At 71.4% G+C, this 17,835-nt stretch carries 17 protein-coding genes; 4 read left to right on the top strand and 13 right to left on the bottom strand.

The window, feature by feature from the left end; all coding sequences use genetic code 11:
* Positions 1–55 precede the first annotated feature (55 nt).
* Positions 56–1,168 carry an EamA family transporter gene (locus tag HNR70_RS05680; protein ID WP_184324798.1) on the top strand — a complete coding sequence of 371 codons (1,113 nt, stop codon included), beginning with the start codon at positions 56–58 and terminating at the stop codon, positions 1,166–1,168.
* Between the two features lie 273 nt (positions 1,169–1,441).
* Here the strand turns inward: HNR70_RS05680 and leuA are convergent, their stop codons facing one another.
* From leuA to HNR70_RS05650, 6 genes are all read right to left on the bottom strand, one after another.
* Positions 1,442–3,277 (bottom strand): 2-isopropylmalate synthase, encoded by a 1,836-nt coding sequence (gene leuA / locus HNR70_RS05675; RefSeq protein WP_184324797.1) that lies wholly within the window; start codon positions 3,275–3,277, stop codon positions 1,442–1,444.
* A gap of 188 nt (positions 3,278–3,465) precedes the next feature.
* Positions 3,466–4,476: a GTPase Era gene (gene era / locus HNR70_RS05670; RefSeq protein ID WP_246375159.1), complete on the bottom strand. Its 1,011-nt coding sequence runs from the start codon at positions 4,474–4,476 to the stop codon at positions 3,466–3,468.
* Positions 4,466–5,800 (bottom strand): hemolysin family protein, encoded by a 1,335-nt coding sequence (locus HNR70_RS05665; protein WP_184324796.1) that lies wholly within the window; start codon positions 5,798–5,800, stop codon positions 4,466–4,468. The genes era and HNR70_RS05665 overlap by 11 nt, the downstream gene beginning before the upstream one ends.
* 11 nt (positions 5,801–5,811) lie before the next feature.
* Complete coding sequence (gene ybeY / locus HNR70_RS05660) at positions 5,812–6,273, bottom strand: rRNA maturation RNase YbeY (protein WP_184324795.1); 462 nt, start codon at positions 6,271–6,273, stop codon at positions 5,812–5,814.
* Positions 6,274–6,277: 4 nt separating this feature from the next.
* A complete protein-coding gene (locus HNR70_RS05655) occupies positions 6,278–7,324 on the bottom strand; it encodes a PhoH family protein (protein WP_184324794.1) in 1,047 nt (348 codons plus the stop codon).
* Positions 7,321–7,683 (bottom strand): histidine triad nucleotide-binding protein, encoded by a 363-nt coding sequence (locus HNR70_RS05650; protein ID WP_184324793.1) that lies wholly within the window; start codon positions 7,681–7,683, stop codon positions 7,321–7,323. Before HNR70_RS05650 ends, HNR70_RS05655 begins: the two co-directional genes overlap by 4 nt.
* Before the next feature lie 97 nt (positions 7,684–7,780).
* Here HNR70_RS05650 and HNR70_RS05645 point away from each other — a divergent pair, with 97 nt between their 5' ends.
* Entirely contained in the window at positions 7,781–8,323 is a 543-nt protein-coding gene (locus tag HNR70_RS05645) for an NADPH-dependent FMN reductase (RefSeq protein ID WP_184324792.1), read from the top strand.
* An 89-nt stretch (positions 8,324–8,412) separates the two neighbouring features.
* Here the strand turns inward: HNR70_RS05645 and HNR70_RS05640 are convergent, their stop codons facing one another.
* The 3 genes from HNR70_RS05640 to hrcA all read right to left on the bottom strand — a co-directional run bounded on the left by HNR70_RS05640 (position 8,413) and on the right by hrcA (position 11,429).
* Entirely contained in the window at positions 8,413–9,201 is a 789-nt protein-coding gene (locus tag HNR70_RS05640; protein ID WP_184324791.1) for a 16S rRNA (uracil(1498)-N(3))-methyltransferase, read from the bottom strand.
* 31 nt (positions 9,202–9,232) lie between these two features.
* The gene (gene dnaJ, locus HNR70_RS05635; RefSeq protein ID WP_184324790.1) at positions 9,233–10,357 is read right to left on the bottom strand and encodes a molecular chaperone DnaJ; all 1,125 of its coding nucleotides are present in this window, start codon (positions 10,355–10,357) and stop codon (positions 9,233–9,235) included.
* A gap of 70 nt (positions 10,358–10,427) precedes the next feature.
* A complete protein-coding gene (gene hrcA / locus HNR70_RS05630) occupies positions 10,428–11,429 on the bottom strand; it encodes a heat-inducible transcriptional repressor HrcA (RefSeq protein WP_184324789.1) in 1,002 nt (333 codons plus the stop codon).
* A 165-nt stretch (positions 11,430–11,594) separates the two neighbouring features.
* On the opposite strand from hrcA, the gene HNR70_RS05625 reads away from it, so the two are divergent.
* Both HNR70_RS05625 and HNR70_RS05620 read left to right on the top strand, forming a co-directional pair.
* Complete coding sequence (locus HNR70_RS05625) at positions 11,595–12,491, top strand: DUF3097 domain-containing protein (RefSeq protein ID WP_184324788.1); 897 nt, start codon at positions 11,595–11,597, stop codon at positions 12,489–12,491.
* Positions 12,492–12,614: 123 nt separating this feature from the next.
* The gene (locus tag HNR70_RS05620) at positions 12,615–13,514 is read left to right on the top strand and encodes a DUF4870 domain-containing protein (RefSeq protein ID WP_184324787.1); all 900 of its coding nucleotides are present in this window, start codon (positions 12,615–12,617) and stop codon (positions 13,512–13,514) included.
* A gap of 96 nt (positions 13,515–13,610) precedes the next feature.
* On the opposite strand, the gene HNR70_RS05615 is transcribed toward HNR70_RS05620, so the two are convergent.
* The 4 genes from HNR70_RS05615 to lepA form a co-directional block, all read right to left on the bottom strand.
* On the bottom strand, positions 13,611–13,994 hold the full coding sequence (locus tag HNR70_RS05615; RefSeq protein ID WP_184324786.1) for an iron chaperone: 384 nt from the start codon (positions 13,992–13,994) through the stop codon (positions 13,611–13,613).
* A gap of 70 nt (positions 13,995–14,064) precedes the next feature.
* A complete protein-coding gene (hemW, locus tag HNR70_RS05610) occupies positions 14,065–15,225 on the bottom strand; it encodes a radical SAM family heme chaperone HemW (protein ID WP_184324785.1) in 1,161 nt (386 codons plus the stop codon).
* Complete coding sequence (locus HNR70_RS05605) at positions 15,222–15,929, bottom strand: MOSC domain-containing protein (protein WP_184324784.1); 708 nt, start codon at positions 15,927–15,929, stop codon at positions 15,222–15,224. The genes hemW and HNR70_RS05605 overlap by 4 nt, the downstream gene beginning before the upstream one ends.
* Positions 15,926–17,806: a translation elongation factor 4 gene (lepA, locus tag HNR70_RS05600; protein WP_221421095.1), complete on the bottom strand. Its 1,881-nt coding sequence runs from the start codon at positions 17,804–17,806 to the stop codon at positions 15,926–15,928. Before lepA ends, HNR70_RS05605 begins: the two co-directional genes overlap by 4 nt.
* Between the last annotated feature and the right edge of the window lie 29 nt (positions 17,807–17,835).

The raw sequence follows: 17,835 nt of genomic DNA, 5'->3' as shown, positions 1-17,835 counted from the left end.
ACAGGTCGGAAACATTCGTTGGACCGGGAGGGAGGATGCGGTGCAGAGTGACGACGTGACCTCCTCCCCCACCACCCCCACCGCGGCCCCGACCAGCGGCGCGAGCGGCGCTCCGGCCAGCGCGTCGACGTCCGGCCGCGGCGTGCCGCTGACCCCGGTCCTGTTCATCCTCGGCTCCTGCTTCTCGCTCCAGTTCGGGGCGGCGCTGGCGGTCCAGCTGTTCCCCGAGATCGGCTCCTGGGGCACCACCGCCCTGCGCCTCGGCCTCGCGGCGCTCATGCTGCTGGTGATCGTGCGCCCGAAGGTGCATCGCTTCACCAAGGAGCAGTGGCTGGCCGTCGCGGCCTTCGGCGTCGTCATCGGCACCATGAACGGGTTCTTCTACGCCTCGCTCGCGCGGATCCCGCTCGGCACCGCCGTGGCGATCGAGTTCCTCGGCCCGCTCGTGGTCTCCGCCGTGCTCTCGACCCGCCGCGCCGACCTGCTGTGGGTCGCGCTCGCCCTCGGGGGCGTGGGGCTGTTCGGCCTGGAGTCCTTCGCCGGGGTCTCCTCGCTCGACCCGCTCGGTGTCTTCTTCGCCCTGCTCGCCGGCGTGTTCTGGGGGCTGTATGTGATCACCAGCGCCCGGGTCGGCAAGCTCGTCGCCGGCCAGGACGGCCTCGCCATCGCCATGGTCATCGGCACCCTCACGGTGCTTCCCCTCGGCGCGCCGGGCGCGGTGCAGGGTCTGCTCGACCCGCACCTGCTGCTGCTCGCGCTCGGCACCGCGGTGCTCGCCTCGGTGCTGCCCTACTCCCTCGAGCTCGCCGCGCTGCGCCGCCTGCCCCGGCACGTCTTCGGCATCATGCTGAGCCTCGAGCCCGTGGTCGCTCTGCTCGCGGGCATGGTCCTGCTCAGCCAGGGCGTCACCCCGCTGCGCCTCGCCGCCGCGCTGCTCGTGGTGCTCGCGAGCGCCGGCGTCACCCTCACCGCCCGCTCCGCCCCGCCGCAGGAGCCGCAGCCGATCGACGAGCCCGCCGGCTGGGAGCTGCCCACCCCCACCCACGCCACGGTCACCGGCGAGATGCCGATGCTCACCGAGGAGCAGCTCGCGGCGTTCGAGACCGGGGCCGGGGAGGCGGGCTCGGGCAACAGCACCGACGGCGACAGGACCTCCCCCGCGCGCTGACCGGCGCCCCGGCTCGTTGACCGCCGTCCCCGCGCGCTTTCGATGCCGGCAGCACCGAACTTGTGCGCGCTCACGGTCGATGTCGCGTCCGGCATCGACCGTGAGCGCGCACAGGTCCGCACCGGAGCGCATCGCACGGAGCACAGGACAGAGTCGAGGCCCCGGGCATCATGCCCGGGGCCTCGATTCATGCTCAGGGCCTCACGCCCCAGGGTGCTCGCTGTCCGTCGCGCAGTCTCACACCGTCGCGCAGTCTGACACCGTCGCGCAGTCTCACACCGTCGCGCGGTGCGAGCGGTTCAGCGCGGAGACGATCGCCTCGAGCGAGGCGCGGGTGATGGACCCGTCGATGCCGACGCCCCAGAAGATCCGGTCCCCGATCTCGCACTCGATGTACGAGGCGGCCAGGGAGTCGTCGCCCTCGGTGAGGGCGTGCTCGGCGTAGTCCAGGATGCGCACGTCGATGTTCCGCTCGGAGAGGGCCTTGACGAAGCCATCCAGCGGGCCGTTGCCGATGCCGGTGATCTCGTGCTCCTCGCCGTCCACCACGAGGGCGACGGTGATGCGGTCCGCGCCGTCGCCAGCCGACTCCTGCTTCACGCCGCGGAAGCCGTAGCGTCCCCAGCGGCGCGAGGGATCGGTCGCGGGCAGGTACTCGTCGGAAAACGCGTCCCACAGCTGTGCGGGGCTGACCTCACCGCCGTCGGAGTCGGTCTTCTGCTGGACGATGCCCGAGAACTCGATCTGGAGGCGGCGCGGCAGGTCCAGGCCGTGCTCGGTGCGCAGCAGGTAGGCCATGCCGCCCTTGCCGGACTGGGAGTTCACGCGGATCACGGCCTCGTAGGAGCGGCCGAGGTCCTTGGGGTCCACGGGCAGGTAGGGCACCCGCCAGACCATGTCGTCGATGTCCTTGCCGGCGGCGTCCGCGTCGGACTGCATCCGCTCGAGGCCCTTCTTGATGGCGTCCTGATGGGAGCCGGAGAAGGCGGTGAACACGAGGTCGCCGCCGTAGGGGCTGCGCTCGGGCACCGGCATCTGGTTGCAGTGCTCGACGGTGCGTCGCACCTCGTCGAGGTCGGAGAAGTCGATCTGCGGGTCGATGCCCTGGCTGAACAGGTTCAGGCCCAGGGTCACCAGGTCCACGTTGCCGGTCCGCTCGCCGTTGCCGAACAGGCAGCCCTCGATGCGGTCGGCGCCGGCGAGGTAGCCGAGCTCCGCGGCAGCCACGCCCGTGCCGCGGTCGTTGTGCGGGTGCAGGGACAGCACCAGCGCGTCGCGGCGGTCCAGGTGGCGGTGCATCCACTCGATCGAGTCGGCGTAGACGTTCGGGCTGGCCATCTCCACCGTCGCCGGCAGGTTGATGATCATCTTGCGCTCGGGCGTGGGCTTGACGACGTCGATGACGGCGTTGCACACGCGCAGCGCGTACTCGAGCTCGGTGCCGGTGTAGGACTCGGGCGAGTACTCGTAGGTGACCTCGGTGTCCGGGATCGTCTCCTCGTACTTCTTGCACAGCAGCGCGCCCTGCACCGCGATGTCCAGGACCGCGTCCTCGTCGGCCCGGAACACGACGTCGCGCTGGACGATCGAGGTGGAGTTGTACAGGTGGACGACCGCGCGCTTCGCGCCGGCGATCGCCTGGTAGGTCCGCTCGATGAGGTGCTCGCGGGACTGGGTGAGGACCTGGATCGACACGTCCTCGGGGATGCGGCCCTCCTCGATGAGGGTGCGCACGAAGTCGTAGTCGGTCTTGGAGGCCGAGGGGAAGCCGACCTCGATCTCCTTGTAGCCCATCGTGACCAGGAGCTCGAACATGCGCAGCTTGCGCTCGGAGTTCATGGGATCGATGAGGGCCTGGTTGCCGTCGCGCAGGTCGACCGCGCACCAGCGGGGGGCGCGGGTGATGCGGCGGGTGGGCCAGGTGCGGTCGGGCAGGTCGACCTTGATCTGCTCGTGGAAGGGCAGGTACTTGTGGGTCGGCATGCCGGACGGCTGCTGGGGCGCGTCGCCCGTGGGGCCGACGACGGGGTCCGACGGGTCCGCCTCGGCGGCGACAGCCGTCTGGCCGGCCTGGCCGTTCGGGGCGGTGCTGGTGGTGGAGTGAGTCATGGGAGGGATCCTTCTCGCTTCGGGTACCGGTCGCCGGACAGCACGTCAGCCGCGGCGGGTTCCCGGCGGTTCAGGACCCGTCGCGGCGGCTAAGCAGGAGCAGCGATCCACGCACGGGAGCCACCGTAGCACCGTCCCCGTCGCCGGTCGGGCAGGACCACGATGCGGAACCGTGCTGGTCCGCCGCCTCAGAAGCCGAGCCGCCCCAGCTGCTTGGGGTCGCGCTGCCACTCCTTGGCGACCTTGACCCGCAGGTCGAGGTGCACCTTGCGGCCCAGCAGCTGGTTGATCTCGGCGCGGGCGCGGGAGCCGACCTCCTTCAGGCGGGAGCCGGCGCGGCCGATGATGATGCCCTTCTGGCTGTCGCGCTCGACGAAGAGGGTCGCGCGGACGATGAGCCGTCCGGTGCCGGGCTCGACGGGGGTGAACGCATCGCCATCGGGGTCGACCTCGACGACCTCCTCGACCACCACGGCGATCGAGTGGGGCAGCTCGTCGCGGACGCCCTCGAGCGCGGCCTCGCGGATCAGCTCGGAGATGCGGTCATCGCGCGACTCCTCGGTGAGCTGGTCGTCGGGGTAGAGCTGCGGACCCTCGGGCAGCTGCGAGGCGATGACGTCCATGAGCACATCGATCTGCTCGCCCTTGACCGCGGAGATCGGCACGATCTCGTCGAAGTGCATCAGCTGGTCGACGCTCACGAGGTGCTCGGCGAGGGTGTCGCGGCCCACGAGGTCGATCTTGGTGACGATCGCGATGACCTTCGGGCCGCGGCGGCCCTGGCGCATCTCGACGAGGTCCTGGGAGATGAACCGGTCGCCGGGGCCGATCTTCTGGTCCGCGGGGAGGCAGAAGCCCACCACGTCGACCTCGCCGAGGGTCTCGCGCACCAGGTCGTTCAGCCGCTCTCCGAGCAGGGTGCGGGGACGGTGCACACCGGGGGTGTCCACGAGGATGATCTGGGAGTCCTCGCGGGTGACGATCCCGCGGATGGCGCGGCGGGTGGTCTGGGGCTTGGTCGAGGTGATCGCGACCTTCTCCCCCACCAGGGCGTTGGTGAGGGTCGACTTGCCGACGTTCGGGCGGCCGACGAGCGCGACGAAGCCGGCGCGGTGCGGGGCGTCCTGCGCGTTCGGCTCCTGGGCGTTCGGTTCCTGCGCGCCCGGCTCCTGGTCGGGGGAAGCCTGGTCAGCGGTCATGGTGCTCCTCCTGGTCTCGGGACGGATCCTCGTCCTCGGGGGTCCTGCTCACGATCACGGTCGAGAGGCGCTTGCGGCGCCCGGCGGTCTTCTCGGCCTCGAGCTCGAGGCCGAGGGCGCTGGCGTGGCTGCCGGGGATGGGGACGCGGCCGGTGGTCTTGCCGAGCAGCCCGCCCACGCTGTCGATGTCGTCGTCGTCCAGGTCGAGGTCGAACAGCTCGCCCACCTCGGACAGGCTCGCCCGGGCGGGGACGCGGTAGCGGCCGTCGCCGAGGTCCTCGATGACGGGCTCGGCGCGGTCGTGCTCGTCGGCGATCTCGCCCACGATCTCCTCGAGGATGTCCTCGATGGTGACGATGCCTGCGACGCCGCCGTACTCGTCCACGAGCACGGTGATGTGCACGTGGCTGGTCTGCATCTGGCGCAGGACCTCGTCGGCCGGCACGAACTCGGGCGCGAAGCGCGCCGGGCGCATGATCTCGTGGACGGGCCGCTCGGGGCGCGGGTCCCAGGGCGAGTGGATCGCCCGCATGACGTCCTTGACGTAGAGCATGCCGCGCAGGTCGTCGACGCTGTCGCCGATGACGGGGACGCGCGAGTAGCCGGAGCGGACGAACAGGTGCATCGCCTTGCGGGCGGTGGCGTCGGCGGCGATCGCGACCATGTCGGTGCGGGGCACCATCAGCTCGCGCACCATGGTGCCGCGCAGATCGAAGACGCCCTGGATCATGTCCCGCTCGCCCTCGCCGACGTGCTCGTCCTCGAGCGCGCGGTCCACGTTGCGGCGCGCCTTCTCGGCGAGCTCCTCGGGGTTCTCGACCCGTCCCGGGCGGGCGGCGAGGGAGGCACCGAGGCGCGACAGCACGCTCGCGGGCACCCACAGCAGCCAGCGCACGGCGCCCACGAGGCCGCTGGTGGAGATCATCACCGACTCGGCGCGGCGCCGGCCGATGGTGCGCGGGGAGATCGCCAGCACGATGAGCCCCAGCAGCCCGGCGACGAGGAGCGTCCCGAGCACCGGCAGCACCCAGTCCCCGTCGCGGCCGAGGTCCCGGGCGATCGCGAAGCAGATCCCGGCGACGGCCGTGACCATCACGGTCTCGGAGAGCATCCGGCCCAGCGACACGGAGGCGAGGGTGCGGGCGGCGTCCTCGTGCTGGTGCAGGACGCGCTCGCGCACGTCGGCCGGATGGTCGGCCAGGGCCTTCTCGAGCGCACCGCGGGAGGCGGTGACCTGGGCGGCATCGGCCGCGGTGAGCACGGTGGAGACGATCGCCGCGGCGATCGCAAGGGGGATGAGGACGAGCAGAACGGTGGTGAGCAAGGGAGGAGGGGTCAGTGCGTCGGTCGGGAGGCGAGGAAGGTGAGCAGGAGCTTGCGCTGGAGGTCGAACATCTCCGTGCGCTCGTCCTCCTCCATGTGGTCGTAGCCCAGCAGGTGGAGGATGGAGTGCACGGTGAGCAGCAGCATCTCCTCGACGGCGCTGTGACCGGACTCGGCGGCCTGCTTCGCCGCGACGCTCGGGCAGAGCACCACGTCGCCCAGCAGCCCCTCGGGGGCGGGGTGCTCGGGGGTGCCGGGGGTGAGCTCGTCCATGGGGAAGCTCATCACGTCGGTGGGGCCGGGCAGGTCCAGCCACTGCACGTGCAGCTTCTCCATCGCCTCCTCGTCGACGAAGAGGATGGACATCTCCGTGGCGGGATGCAGGTGCATCGCCTCGAAGACGAAGCGGGCGAGGTCGACGAATTCGCGCTCGTCGACGACGGCGGTGGTCTCGTTGCGGATCTCGATGGTCATGGGCTCAGTTCCCCTTGTTCTCGCGGCGGCGGGAGTCACGGCTGCCGCCCGGTCGGATCTCCCAGCGGCCGTAGGCCTCGACGATGTCGCTGACCAGTCGGTGGCGCACCACGTCCCGGGAGGAGAGGCGGCAGAAGGAGATGTCGTCGATGCCGCCGAGCACCTTCTCGACCACGCGCAGGCCGCTCTGCTGTGCGCCGGGGAGGTCGACCTGGGTGACGTCGCCGGTGACCACCATGGTGGAGTTGAAGCCCAGGCGCGTGAGGAACATCTTCATCTGTTCGGGCGTGGTGTTCTGCGCCTCGTCGAGGATGATGAAGGCGTCGTTCAGGGTGCGGCCGCGCATGTAGGCCAGCGGTGCGACCTCGATGGTGCCGGCTCCCATGAGCCGCGGGATCGACTCGGGGTCGAGCATGTCGTGCAGCGCGTCGTACAGCGGGCGCAGGTACGGGTCGATCTTCTCGTTCAGCGTGCCGGGCAGGAAGCCGAGCCGCTCCCCCGCCTCGACCGCGGGCCGGGTGAGGATGATGCGGTTGATCTGCTTGCTCAGCAGCTTCTGGACCGCCATCGCGACGGCCAGGTAGGTCTTGCCGGTGCCGGCCGGGCCGATGCCGAAGGTGATGGTCGAGGACTCGATCGCCTCGATGTAGCTCTTCTGGCCCATGGTCTTGGGGCGGATGGTGCGGCCGCGGGAGGAGAGGATGGTGCGCGAGAGCACCTCCTCGAGCTTCTGCCCGGAGGCGCGGTCGTCGCCGTAGAGGTTCGCGGCCCGCTGGACCGCCTCGGCGGTGACGGCCTGGCCGGTGCCGGCCAGTTCGATGAGCGAGCGCATGATGTGCTCGCCGCGGCGCAGCGCGTCCTCGGTGCCGCGCAGGGTGACCTGGTGGCCGCGGACGTGCACGTCGGTGTCGGGGACGGCGTCCTCGAGGGCGGCCAGCGCCTGGTCGTTCTCCCCGAGCACCTGGAAGGGACTCAGATGGTCGGGGATGGCCAGCTTCCGCTCGCGCACCTCGGGGGCGCGTCCGGGAGCCGGGCTGAGGGCGTCTGTCACATCTCTCCTTCTGCGAGCGTCCCGCCCGCCAGGACGTGCGCGTGCACGTGGAACACGGTCTGACCGGCGTTGGCGCCGGTGTTGAAGATCAGGCGGAAGTCGCCGTCGGCCTGCTCGGAGGCGACCTTCGAGGCGACCTCGGCGGTGTGGGCGAGCAGCGCGGGGTCACCGGCGAGCTCGCGCACGTCGCGGCGGTGCTCGCGCGGGACGACCAGCACGTGCACGGGCGCCTTGGGGCTGAGGTCCTTGAACGCGATGACCTGCTCGTCCTCATGGACCCGTTCGGAGGGGATCTCCCCGGCGACGATCTTGCAGAAGACGCAGTCGGGATCCCGGTGCTCGGTGACGCTGTTGCCCATGTCGGGGAGTCTACGGGAGGCCCCCGTGCGTCGCAGAAGCGATACAGGCCACGTCGGCATGCGGAACAGACCGGGACTGTGAGAAGTTCTGGTCACTATGACTACTCTCGGAATCCTGATCTCCTCCGCCCGCCCGAACCGTGTGGGCGACAACGTCGCCCAGTGGGTCCGCGACAACGTGCCCGCCGGCGCCGATGTGGACCTCATCGACCTCCGCGAGGTGGCCCTCCCCGACTTCGACGAGACCACCAGCCCCAAGCAGGGCCTGCCCAAGGAGACCGCGCACGGCATCTCCTGGGCCGAGCGCATCGCCGCCCTGGACGCGCTGGTCATCCTCACCCCCCAGTACAACGGCTCCTACCCGGGTTCGCTGAAGACCGCGATCGACTGGCTGTACACCGAGTGGGTCGACCTGCCGGTCGTGCTCGTCGGCTACGGCTGGGGCGACGCGGGCGAGGTCCTGCCGCTGCTGGAGACCCTGATGGGCCGCGTGGGCGCCGACGTCATCGGCATCGTGGGCCTCGGCTTCCGCGAGGACCTCTCCGTCGAGGGCGAGCTCTTCATCGCCGAGGGCAAGACCTCCACGCTGCGCGAGCAGCTCCAGGCCGCGACCACCAAGGTCCCCGCCGAGATCGCCTGACTCCCCGAGTCCTGAGAAGGCCCCCGCCGACATCACGTCGGCGGGGGCCTTCGGCGTTCAGGCGGCGGGGGCCTCTCCGCCCCTGACCGTCAGCCCCAGCGCCCGATCAGCGCGCTGAGCACTGCGATCGCGGCGGGGCCGGCGGTCGAGGAGCGCAGCACCTCGGGGCCGAGCAGGACGGAGCGCGCACCGGCCTCGCGCATCGTGTCGAGCTCGGCGGGGTCGATCCCGCCCTCGGGGCCGACGACGAGCACGATCTCCTCGATGCCGGACTCGCTCGCAGAGCGCAGCTCGGGGGCGAGGCTCATCAGCCCCACCGACTCCTGCTCGTGCAGGACGAGCACCAGGGCACCGTCCGCGGCGCGGGCGCGCAGGTCCTCGACGAGCGCGGGCGTTGTGACGGCGGCGCTCACCTCCGGGATGCCGGGGCGGCGGCACTGCTTGACGGCGGCGCGCACGGTCGCCTCCCACTTCGCGCGGCCCTTGGCGAGCTTGTCCCCGCGCCACACAGACACGGAGCGCTTGGCGATCCAGGGCACCACCCGGTCCGCGCCGAGCTCGGTCGCGGACTCCACGGCCTGCTCATCGCGGCCGCCGGTGGCGAGGGCCTGGACGAGGGTGAGGCGCGGCAGGCGCTGCACGGCGGCCGACGGGTCCGCGAGCAGGCGCAGCTGCAGCGCCTCCTTGCGGGCGGCGGTCACCTCGGCGAGGACCTGCCTCCCGGGGTGGTCGGTGAGCAGCACCTGCTCCCCCACCCCGATCCGGGCCACCTTGGCCGCGTGGCGGCCCTCCTCGCCGTCCAGCACCAGCGCGTCGCCCTCACGGGCGGCGGCGAGGGCGTCGTCGAGGATCAGGAAGCCGGGTGGGGTGGTGGGCACGGAGCGCTCCTGCGTGTGGTCGGTGCGGGGCTCAGAGGTTCTGGAGGCGCTCGCGCAGCTTCGCGAACGGTCCGCCCTGATGGCCCTTGCGGCGCTCCGCCTCGTCCCCGCGCAGGGCGGCGAACTGCTCCAGCAGCTCGCGCTCCTGCTCGGTGAGGGAGGTGGGCACGTCCACGTCGAGCACCACGCGGATGTCGCCGCGGCGCTCGCGGCGCAGCGGGGTGACGCCGAGGCCCTTGAGCGTGACCTCCTCGCCGGGCTGGGAGCCGGGGCGGATGTCCAGCTCCTGCACGCCGTCGAAGGTCTCCAGGGGCACGGTCGCGCCGAGCGCGGCGGTGGTCATGGGCACGGCGACGGTGGTGACGAGGTCGTCGCCGTCGCGCTCGAACATCTCGTGGCTCTTGACGGAGAGCTCGACGTACAGGTCGCCGGAGGGGCCGCCGGCCTCGCCGGTCTCGCCCTCGCCGCGCAGCTGGATGCGGGTGCCGTTCTCGACACCGGAGGGGATGCGCACGGTGACGGTGCGCTCGGTGGCGGTGCGGCCGTGGCCGGAGCAGCCGGTGCAGGGCTTGTCGATGACGTCGCCGTGGCCCTCGCAGGTGGGGCAGGGCGCCATGGTCACCATCTGGCCGAGCAGCGACTGCTGGACGCGCTGGACGTGGCCGGAGCCGTTGCAGGCGGTGCAGCGGGTGGGGCTGGTGCCGGGCTCGCAGCAGGAGCCGGAGCAGCGCTCGCACAGCACGGCGGTGCGGAAGGCGACCTGCTGCTCGGTGCCGAAGACGACGTCGCGCAGCTCGATCTTCACGCGGCGCAGCACGTCGCCGCCGCGGCGCTGGCGGGGCACGGGGCCCTGGTTGCGGCCGCGCATGCCGGAGGCCCCGGCGAACATGTCGAAGATGTCGTTGAAGTCGAAGCCGGCGCCGCCGCGGGGGAAGTCGCCCATGCCCGGGCCGCCGCCCATGTCGTACTGGCGGCGCTTGTCCTCGTGGGACAGGGTCTCGTACGCCTGGGAGACCTTCTTGAACCTCTCGGCCGCGTCGGGGTCGGGGTTGACGTCCGGGTGGAGGGTGCGGGCGAGCTTGCGGTACGCCTTCTTGATCTCCTCGGTCGAGGCGTCGCGGGAGACGCCGAGCAGCTCGTAGTAGTCCTCGTTCACAGGCGTGGGTCCTTAGGGGGAGTCGGGGGTCGGTGGCCGCGGGCGGCGGGCGCGGGGCCCGCCGGGGCGGTCATTCGAGGAAGCGGGAGACGTAGCGGGCGATGGCCTGCACCGTCGAGATGCCGGCGGCGTAGTCCATGCGGCTGGGGCCGAGGATCGCCAGGTGCGAGCCCGCGCCGTAGCCGGCGCCGACGAGCGCGGCCTGGTGCAGGGCCTGGTCGTGCAGCTCGGAGCCGATGCGCACCTGCACGTCCCCGGGGGAGACGTGCATCTCGGTGAACAGGCGCAGCAGCACCAGCTGCTCCTCGAGCACGTCCAGCAGCGGCTCGACGTCGCGGGCGAAGTCCTCGGCGGAGCGGGCGATGTTCGCCGTGCCCGCCATCATGATGCGGTCCTCGGCGCGGGTCGCGGCGAGGGCCGCGAGCGCGTCGGCCACCTCGGCGGCGGCGGGCCGCTCCGGCTGCGGCAGGGCCTCGAGGTACTCCGCCAGCGGCGCGACGAGGTCGGTGACCTCGCGGCCGGAGACGACGCGGTTGAGCTGGTCGCGAAGGCTCACGTAGTACTCGGCGGGCTTGCCGGAGATCACGGGCACGGTGCGCTGGTCCACGCGGCCGGACTCGGTGATCAGGACGACCAGGAGCAGGGAGTCGGCGACCTTGACCAGCTCGACGTGGCGGATGCGGGCCTGGCGGCGGGCCGGGTACTGGACCATCGCGACCTGCTGGGTGAGCTGGGCGAGCAGGCGCACGGTCCGGGCCAGCAGCTCCTCGACATCGCCGGCGTCCTCGAGCAGCGAGCGGATCGCCCGGCGCTCGGGGGCCGACAGCGGCTTGACGGTCGCGACGTGGTCGACGAAGGCGCGGTAGCCCTTGTCGGTGGGGACGCGTCCTGCGGAGGTGTGGGGCTGGTGGATCAGCCCCTCCTCCTCGAGGATCGACATGTCGTTGCGGACGGTCGCGGCGGAGACGCCGAGCTCGTGCCGCTCGAGGAGCGACTTGGAGCCGACGGGCTCGCGGGTGGAGACGTAGTCCTCGACGATGGCGCCGAGGATCTGGAGCTTGCGGGCGTCCATGGGGCGGTCCTCCTGCCTCTCGTCCTGCCGCGGCATGTCCTGTCGCTTCCGTCGTCCTGCTGGTTCGGTCGTCCTGCTGACCCAATCTGGCACTCTCCGGTGCCAAGTGCCAATCCTACGCGTCCCCGGCGCGCTGCGCGGGGAGGCGTTCGCCACGGGGATACAGTGTCCGCCGTGTCTTCCCCCTCCGCTCGATTCCCCGACCGGTACGGCGCCGACGTGCTGTCCTCCGGCCCGCCCGCGCACCACCGCCGCCGCCCCGTGGCGAGGGAGGTGCCCGCCGCTCGCGATCTCGTGGTCGAGGAGGCCTCGACCGGGTTCACCGGCGCGATCACCCGGGTCGAGAAGACCGCCGGCGAGCTGATCGTCGAGCTCGAGGACGGCCGCGGCAGGCGCCGCACCTTCCCGCTCGGCCCCGGGTTCATGATCGACGGGAAGCCCGTCGTGCTCACCCGACCCGTGGCCCGCTCCGCCGCGCCCGTGCGCAAGCGCTCGGCCTCGGGATCGGTGTACGTCGAGGGGGCGAAGGCCCGCACCGCCCGCGCCTCGCGGATCTGGGTGGAGGGCACCCACGACGCCGAGCTCGTGCAGAAGGTGTGGGGCCACGACCTGCGCATCGAGGGCATCGTCGTCGAGCAGCTCGAGGGCGCGGACAACCTGGTCGAGCGCGTCGCCGAGTTCGGCCCCTCCCCCGGTCGGCGCCTCGGCATCCTCGTGGACCATCTCGTGAAGGGCTCCAAGGAGTCCCGCATCGCCGCCGAGGTGATGGCGCTGCCGGGCGCGCGCGGCAATGTCACCGTGCTCGGCCACCCCTATGTCGACGTGTGGCAGGCGGTGAAGCCCGCCCGGGTGGGTCTTGCCCAGTGGCCGCACATCCCCCGCGGCACCGACATCAAGGTGGGCACGCTCGCCGCGCTCGGCTGGCCCCACGAGGACAAGGCGGACATCGGCCTGGGCTGGAAGCGGATCCTCTCCACGGTCCGCTCCTACGCGGACGTCGAGCCGACCCTGTCCGGGCGGATCGAGGAGCTCATCGATTTCGTGACGGTCGACGGGGACTGAATGGGGGATATCCCCCGGCGTATGCGGCGGACCTCCACGATGAGCGGCCCGCACGACCCTCGTTAGGGTGAGGTCATCACCCAGCAGGTCGGCCCGGCGCCGGCCCGAGACGAAGAAGGAATCATGAGCCAGACTCCGCACCCGCACGATCCGTACGGCTCCGAGCCCGGCACCCCCGCCTCGGACCCCCTCGACATCGACCAGCCCGGCACGGGCGGCCCCGCCGCTTCACAGCCGGCGGAGGAGGGATCGCCCACCTCGGACCCCGCGCTCCACCCCCACGACCCGTTCGCCCAGGCGGACCCGTACGCGCAGAGCGCTCCGGCGCAGCCTTCGCACTACGCCCAGGGTTCGCCCTACGGCGCGAGCGGTGCGTCGGCTCCGAGCGCCGCCTCGCACGATTCCTACGCCGCCGGCGCCGCTCCCTTCGCGGCGCACACCGAGCGTCAGTACGATCCGCGCCAGGATCCGTCCTTCGGCCAGCAGCCCCAGGGTCAGCAGTTCTCCGGTCAGCAGTACGCGGGCCAGCAGCAGTACGCGCAGCAGGCCGACGGGAACGGCGCTCCCCAGGGCGCTCCGCACCTTGATGCCTCGCCGCTCCCCCAGGGCTTCAAGGGACTGTACGAGGGTCCGATCACCGGCCAGCCCGTCTCCGCCTCGGACTCGAAGATGTGGTCGATGTTCTCCCACCTCTCCGCGGTGCTCGGCTACGTGGTGGGTGCCGGCTTCCTCGGCTGGGTCGGTCCGCTGGTGATCTTCCTGATGTACAAGGACCGTGACCGCTTCGTCCGCTACAACGCGGCCGAGACGTTGAACGCGGCGATCGCCACGGTGATCGCGGAGGTGGTGCTCTCCATCGCGATCACGATCTTCGCGGTGGTCACCTTCGGCATCGGTTCGATCGCGTTCCCGCTGGTGTGGCTGCCGGCCGTGCTGCACGTCATCTTCGCCATCATCGGAGCGGTGAAGTCCAACAAGGGCGAGTACTGGAACTACCCGCTGAACATCCGCTTCGTGAAGTGATCACGCCGTGACGTGATCGCACGACGCACCGGAGCCCCCGCGATCCTCGAGGTCGCGGGGGCTCCTTCCGTCATCGGGCCTGATCCCACCGGGGCCTCACATCCAGCCCACGCCCTGCTCCGCGTGCTCGCGGAGGCGATAGGCGATCATCCTGCGCAGCAGGTCCTCCGGGATCTCCTGGCCGTAGGGCAGGGCGACGCGTCCCTTGCCGGTGGCGAACCCCTCCAGCTCCCGGTCGAAGGCCTCACGGGTGCTGGGGGTGACAACGAAGTTCGCGTGGTCCTTGTGAGCGCTGTACACGAGCAGGATCGTGCCGGAGGGGTGCAGGTGCGCGGGGCTGCCCCACTTCACGGCCTCGGTCGCCGCGGGCAGCGCCTCCTGCACGAGTGCCCGCAGCCGGGCGATGAGGGTGCGGGCCGGGTCCTCGAGGCCGTCGAGGTACTCGTCGATCGAGGTGGGCCGAGCCGAGGCAGGAGTCATGGTCCTCAGTGTGCTCCGGGTCCGGCCTCAGGGCCAGTGCTCGCAGGGCCAGTGCGCGCAGGGCCTGCGCTCAGGGCACGAGGTCGCGGATGACCGCGTCGGCGAGGAGCCGGCCGCTGCGGGTGAGCACGGCCCGTCCCCGCGCGAGGGCGTCCGGGTCAAGATGGCCGCGGTCGCGGTGCACGGCGAGCATCTCCCGGTTCTCCTCGGGCACGACCGACACCTCCAGCCCGTCGGCGATGCGCAGCTCGAGCATGATCCGCTCCACGAGCCGGTCCTCGGCCGCGACCTGCTCGGAGTCGGCGACGGGCAGCTCGCCGACCGCGAGCATGCGGGCGTAGCGGCTGGGATGCTTGACGTTCCAGGAGCGCAGTCCGTCGCGGTGGCGGTGGGCGCCGGGGCCGATCCCCCACCAGTCGCCGCCGCGCCAGTAGGCGAGGTTGTGGCGGGAGCGGTGCTCCTCGGTGCGGGCGAAGTTGGAGACCTCGTACCAGGAGAGGCCCGCTTCGCGGGTGAGGTCGTCGATGAGCTCGTACTTGTCGGCCATGTCGTCGGGGTCGGGGGCCTCGAGCTCGCCGCGGCGCAGCTGGCGGGCCATGGCGGTGTTGCCCTCGATGATCAGCGAGTAGGCGGAGAGGTGGTCGACCCCGCAGGCGAGGGCGGCGCGCACGGAGGTCTCTACGTCGGCGAGGGTCTCGCCGGGGGTGCCGTAGATGAGGTCGAGGCTGACGTCCAGGCCCGCCTCCTTCGCCCACTGCACCACCTGCGGCACGCGCTCGGGTTCGTGGGTGCGGTCCAGGGTCGCCAGCACCGACGGGACCGCGGACTGCATGCCGATCGAGACGCGGGTGATGCCGCCGTCGGCCATGCGCGACAGCGACGCGCGGGTGACGGAGTCGGGGTTCGCCTCGCTGGTCACCTCCGCGTCGGGCGCGAGCGGGATCAGGGCGCGCAGGTGGTCGAGCATGGCGACGAGGTCGTCGGCCGGCAGCAGCGTGGGGGTGCCGCCGCCGAAGAAGACGGTGGAGACCTGAGCGTACTCGTACCCGGCGGCGCGGTCCGCGGCGAGGGTCAGGTCCATCTCCGCCATGGCGTTGGCGGGGTACTCGCGCTGGGACCCGCCGCCGCCGAGCTCGGTGGCGGTGTACGTGTTGAAGTCGCAGTACCCGCAGCGCACCGCGCAGAACGGGACGTGGATGTAGACCGAGAGGTCCCGGGCCGCAGCGCTCACCGCTCGTCCTTCGAGTGCCGCTCGCCCTTCAGATGCCGCTGCGCGCGGGCCTCGAGCTCGCGGTGCAGCGCCACGCCCGCGCCGTCGGCCCAGGTCGCCAGGCGCCGGGTGAGGTCCCGGTCGCGGGCGCCGCCGTAGACCGCGGCGACGGTCGCGCCGTGGCCGGGCGCGTCCACGACCTCGAGCGCGTCACCGGCTTCGACCTGCCCGGTCTCGAGCACGCGGAAGTACACGCCGGTGCGGCCGCGCTCGTGGTAGCGGGCGCGGAAGTCGTCGGTGCCCATCCAGCGCTGGAAGGTCATGCAGGGGGTGCGCGGCGCAGTGACCTCGAGCAGCGCGGTGCCGAGCCGCACCCGCGCCCCGATCTCGAGATCGTCGATGGGCAGGTCCTCGATGCTGAGGTTCTCCCCGAGCGCGCCGGGGGCGAGCGCGCGTCCGAGCTCGCGGGACCAGTGGGCCCGCTCCTCGGCGTCGACCGCGTAGACGGCCTGGTCGGCGCCGCCGTGGTGGGCGCGGTCGGCCTGCACGTCGGCGTAGAGGCCGAGGGGTCCGACGGCGACGGGGCCCTCGACGGCGCGCTTGTCGATCGCGGTGGTGCCGACCGAGCCATCGTCGGCGTGGAGGGTCGCGACGACGCAGACCGCACCGACCCGCCCGCGCGCCCCCGCCGGGAGCGCGTCGGCCGGGAGCGCGGAGGTCGTCACTTCTTCTTCCCGTCCTTGCCGCCCTCGGCGGCGTCGGAGGAGAGGGCGGCGATGAAGGCTTCCTGCGGCACCTCGACGGAGCCGATGTTCTTCATGCGCTTCTTGCCCTCCTTCTGCTTCTCCAGCAGCTTGCGCTTGCGGGAGATGTCGCCGCCGTAGCACTTGGACAGCACGTCCTTGCGCATGGCGCGGATGTTTTCGCGGGCGATGATGCGCGAGCCGATCGCGGCCTGGATCGGGACCTCGAACTGCTGGCGCGGGATGAGCTTCTTGAGCTTCCCGGCCATCTCGACGCCGTAGTTGTAGGCCTTGTCGCGGTGAACGATGGCGCTGAACGCATCCACGGGCTCGCCCTGGAGGAGCATGTCGACCTTGACGAGGTCGGCGACCTGGGAGCCGGAGACGTCGTAGTCCAGCGAGGCGTAGCCGCGGGTCTTCGACTTCAGCTGGTCGAAGAAGTCGAAGACGATCTCCGCCAGCGGCAGGGTGTAGCGCAGCTCGACGCGGTCCTCGCTGAGGTAGTCCATGCCGCCGAGGGTGCCGCGCTTGGACTGACACAGCTCCATGACGGCGCCGATGAACTCGCTGGGCACGAGGATGGTCGCCTTGGTGACGGGCTCGCTGATCTCGCGCACCTTCCCCTCGGGGAAGTCCGACGGGTTCAGCACCTCGACGTCGGTGCCGTCCTCCATCACGACGTGATAGACGACCGACGGGGCGGTGGAGATGAGGTCGAGGTCGAACTCGCGCTCGAGCCGCTCGCGGATGATCTCCAGGTGCAGCAGCCCGAGGAAGCCCACGCGGAAGCCGAAGCCGAGGGCGGTGGAGGTCTCGGGCTCGTAGTTCAGGGCCGCGTCGTTGAGCTTGAGCTTGTCCAGCGCATCACGAAGCGCCGGGTAGTCCGAGCCGTCGATGGGGAACAGGCCGGAGTAGACCATCGGCTTGGGGTCGGAGTAGCCGGACAGCGGCTGGGTCGCCCCGCGCACCGAGGTGGTGACGGTGTCGCCCACCTTGGACTGGCGCACGTCCTTCACGCCGGTGATGAGGTAGCCGACCTCGCCGGGGCCGATGCCCTCGGTGGGCTGCGGCTCCGGGGAGCTGACGCCGATCTCGAGCAGCTCGTGGTGGGCGCCTGTGGACATCATGTCGATGCGGTCGCGGGCGCGCAGGTGCCCGTCGACGACGCGGATGTAGGTGACCACGCCGCGATAGGTGTCGTAGACGGAGTCGAAGATCATCGCGCGGCAGGGGGCGTCGGGCTCGCCCTGGGGGGCGGGGAGGGTCTTCACGACGTGGTCGAGCAGCTCGGGCACGCCCTGGCCGGTCTTGCCGGAGACGCGCAGCACCTCGTCGGGCTCGACGCCCACGAGCTGGCCGATCTCGGCGGCGTACTTCTCGGGATCGGCGCCGGGCAGGTCGATCTTGTTGAGCACCGGGATGATGGTGAGGTCGTTCTCCATCGCCAGGTACAAGTTCGCGAGCGTCTGCGCCTCGATGCCCTGGGCCGCGTCGACCAGCAGGATCGCGCCCTCGCAGGCGGCGAGCGAGCGGGAGACCTCATAGGTGAAGTCCACGTGCCCGGGGGTGTCGATCATGTTCAGGGCGTAGTTGACGCCGTCGACCTGCCAGGGCATGCGCACGGCCTGGCTCTTCACGGTGATTCCGCGCTCGCGCTCGATGTCCATGCGGTCGAGGTACTGGGCGCGCATGGCGCGCTCGTCGACGATCCCGGTGATCTGCAGCATCCGGTCGGCCAGGGTGGACTTGCCGTGGTCGATGTGGGCGATGATGCAGAAGTTGCGGAGCCGCTCCTGGGGCGTCGACGCGGGAGCGATGTCCCGTGCCTCATCGGCAGCGATCCTCGGGGTCACCGGCATTCGTCCTCTCGTCGGCAGCGGACCGGCGC

The sequence above is a fragment of the Brachybacterium aquaticum genome (assembly GCF_014204755.1).
Classification (GTDB): Bacteria; Actinomycetota; Actinomycetes; order Actinomycetales; family Dermabacteraceae; genus Brachybacterium; species Brachybacterium aquaticum.
The sequence above is the reverse complement of the archived record's forward strand: the minus strand, read 5'-3'. Positions and strand labels throughout refer to the sequence as shown.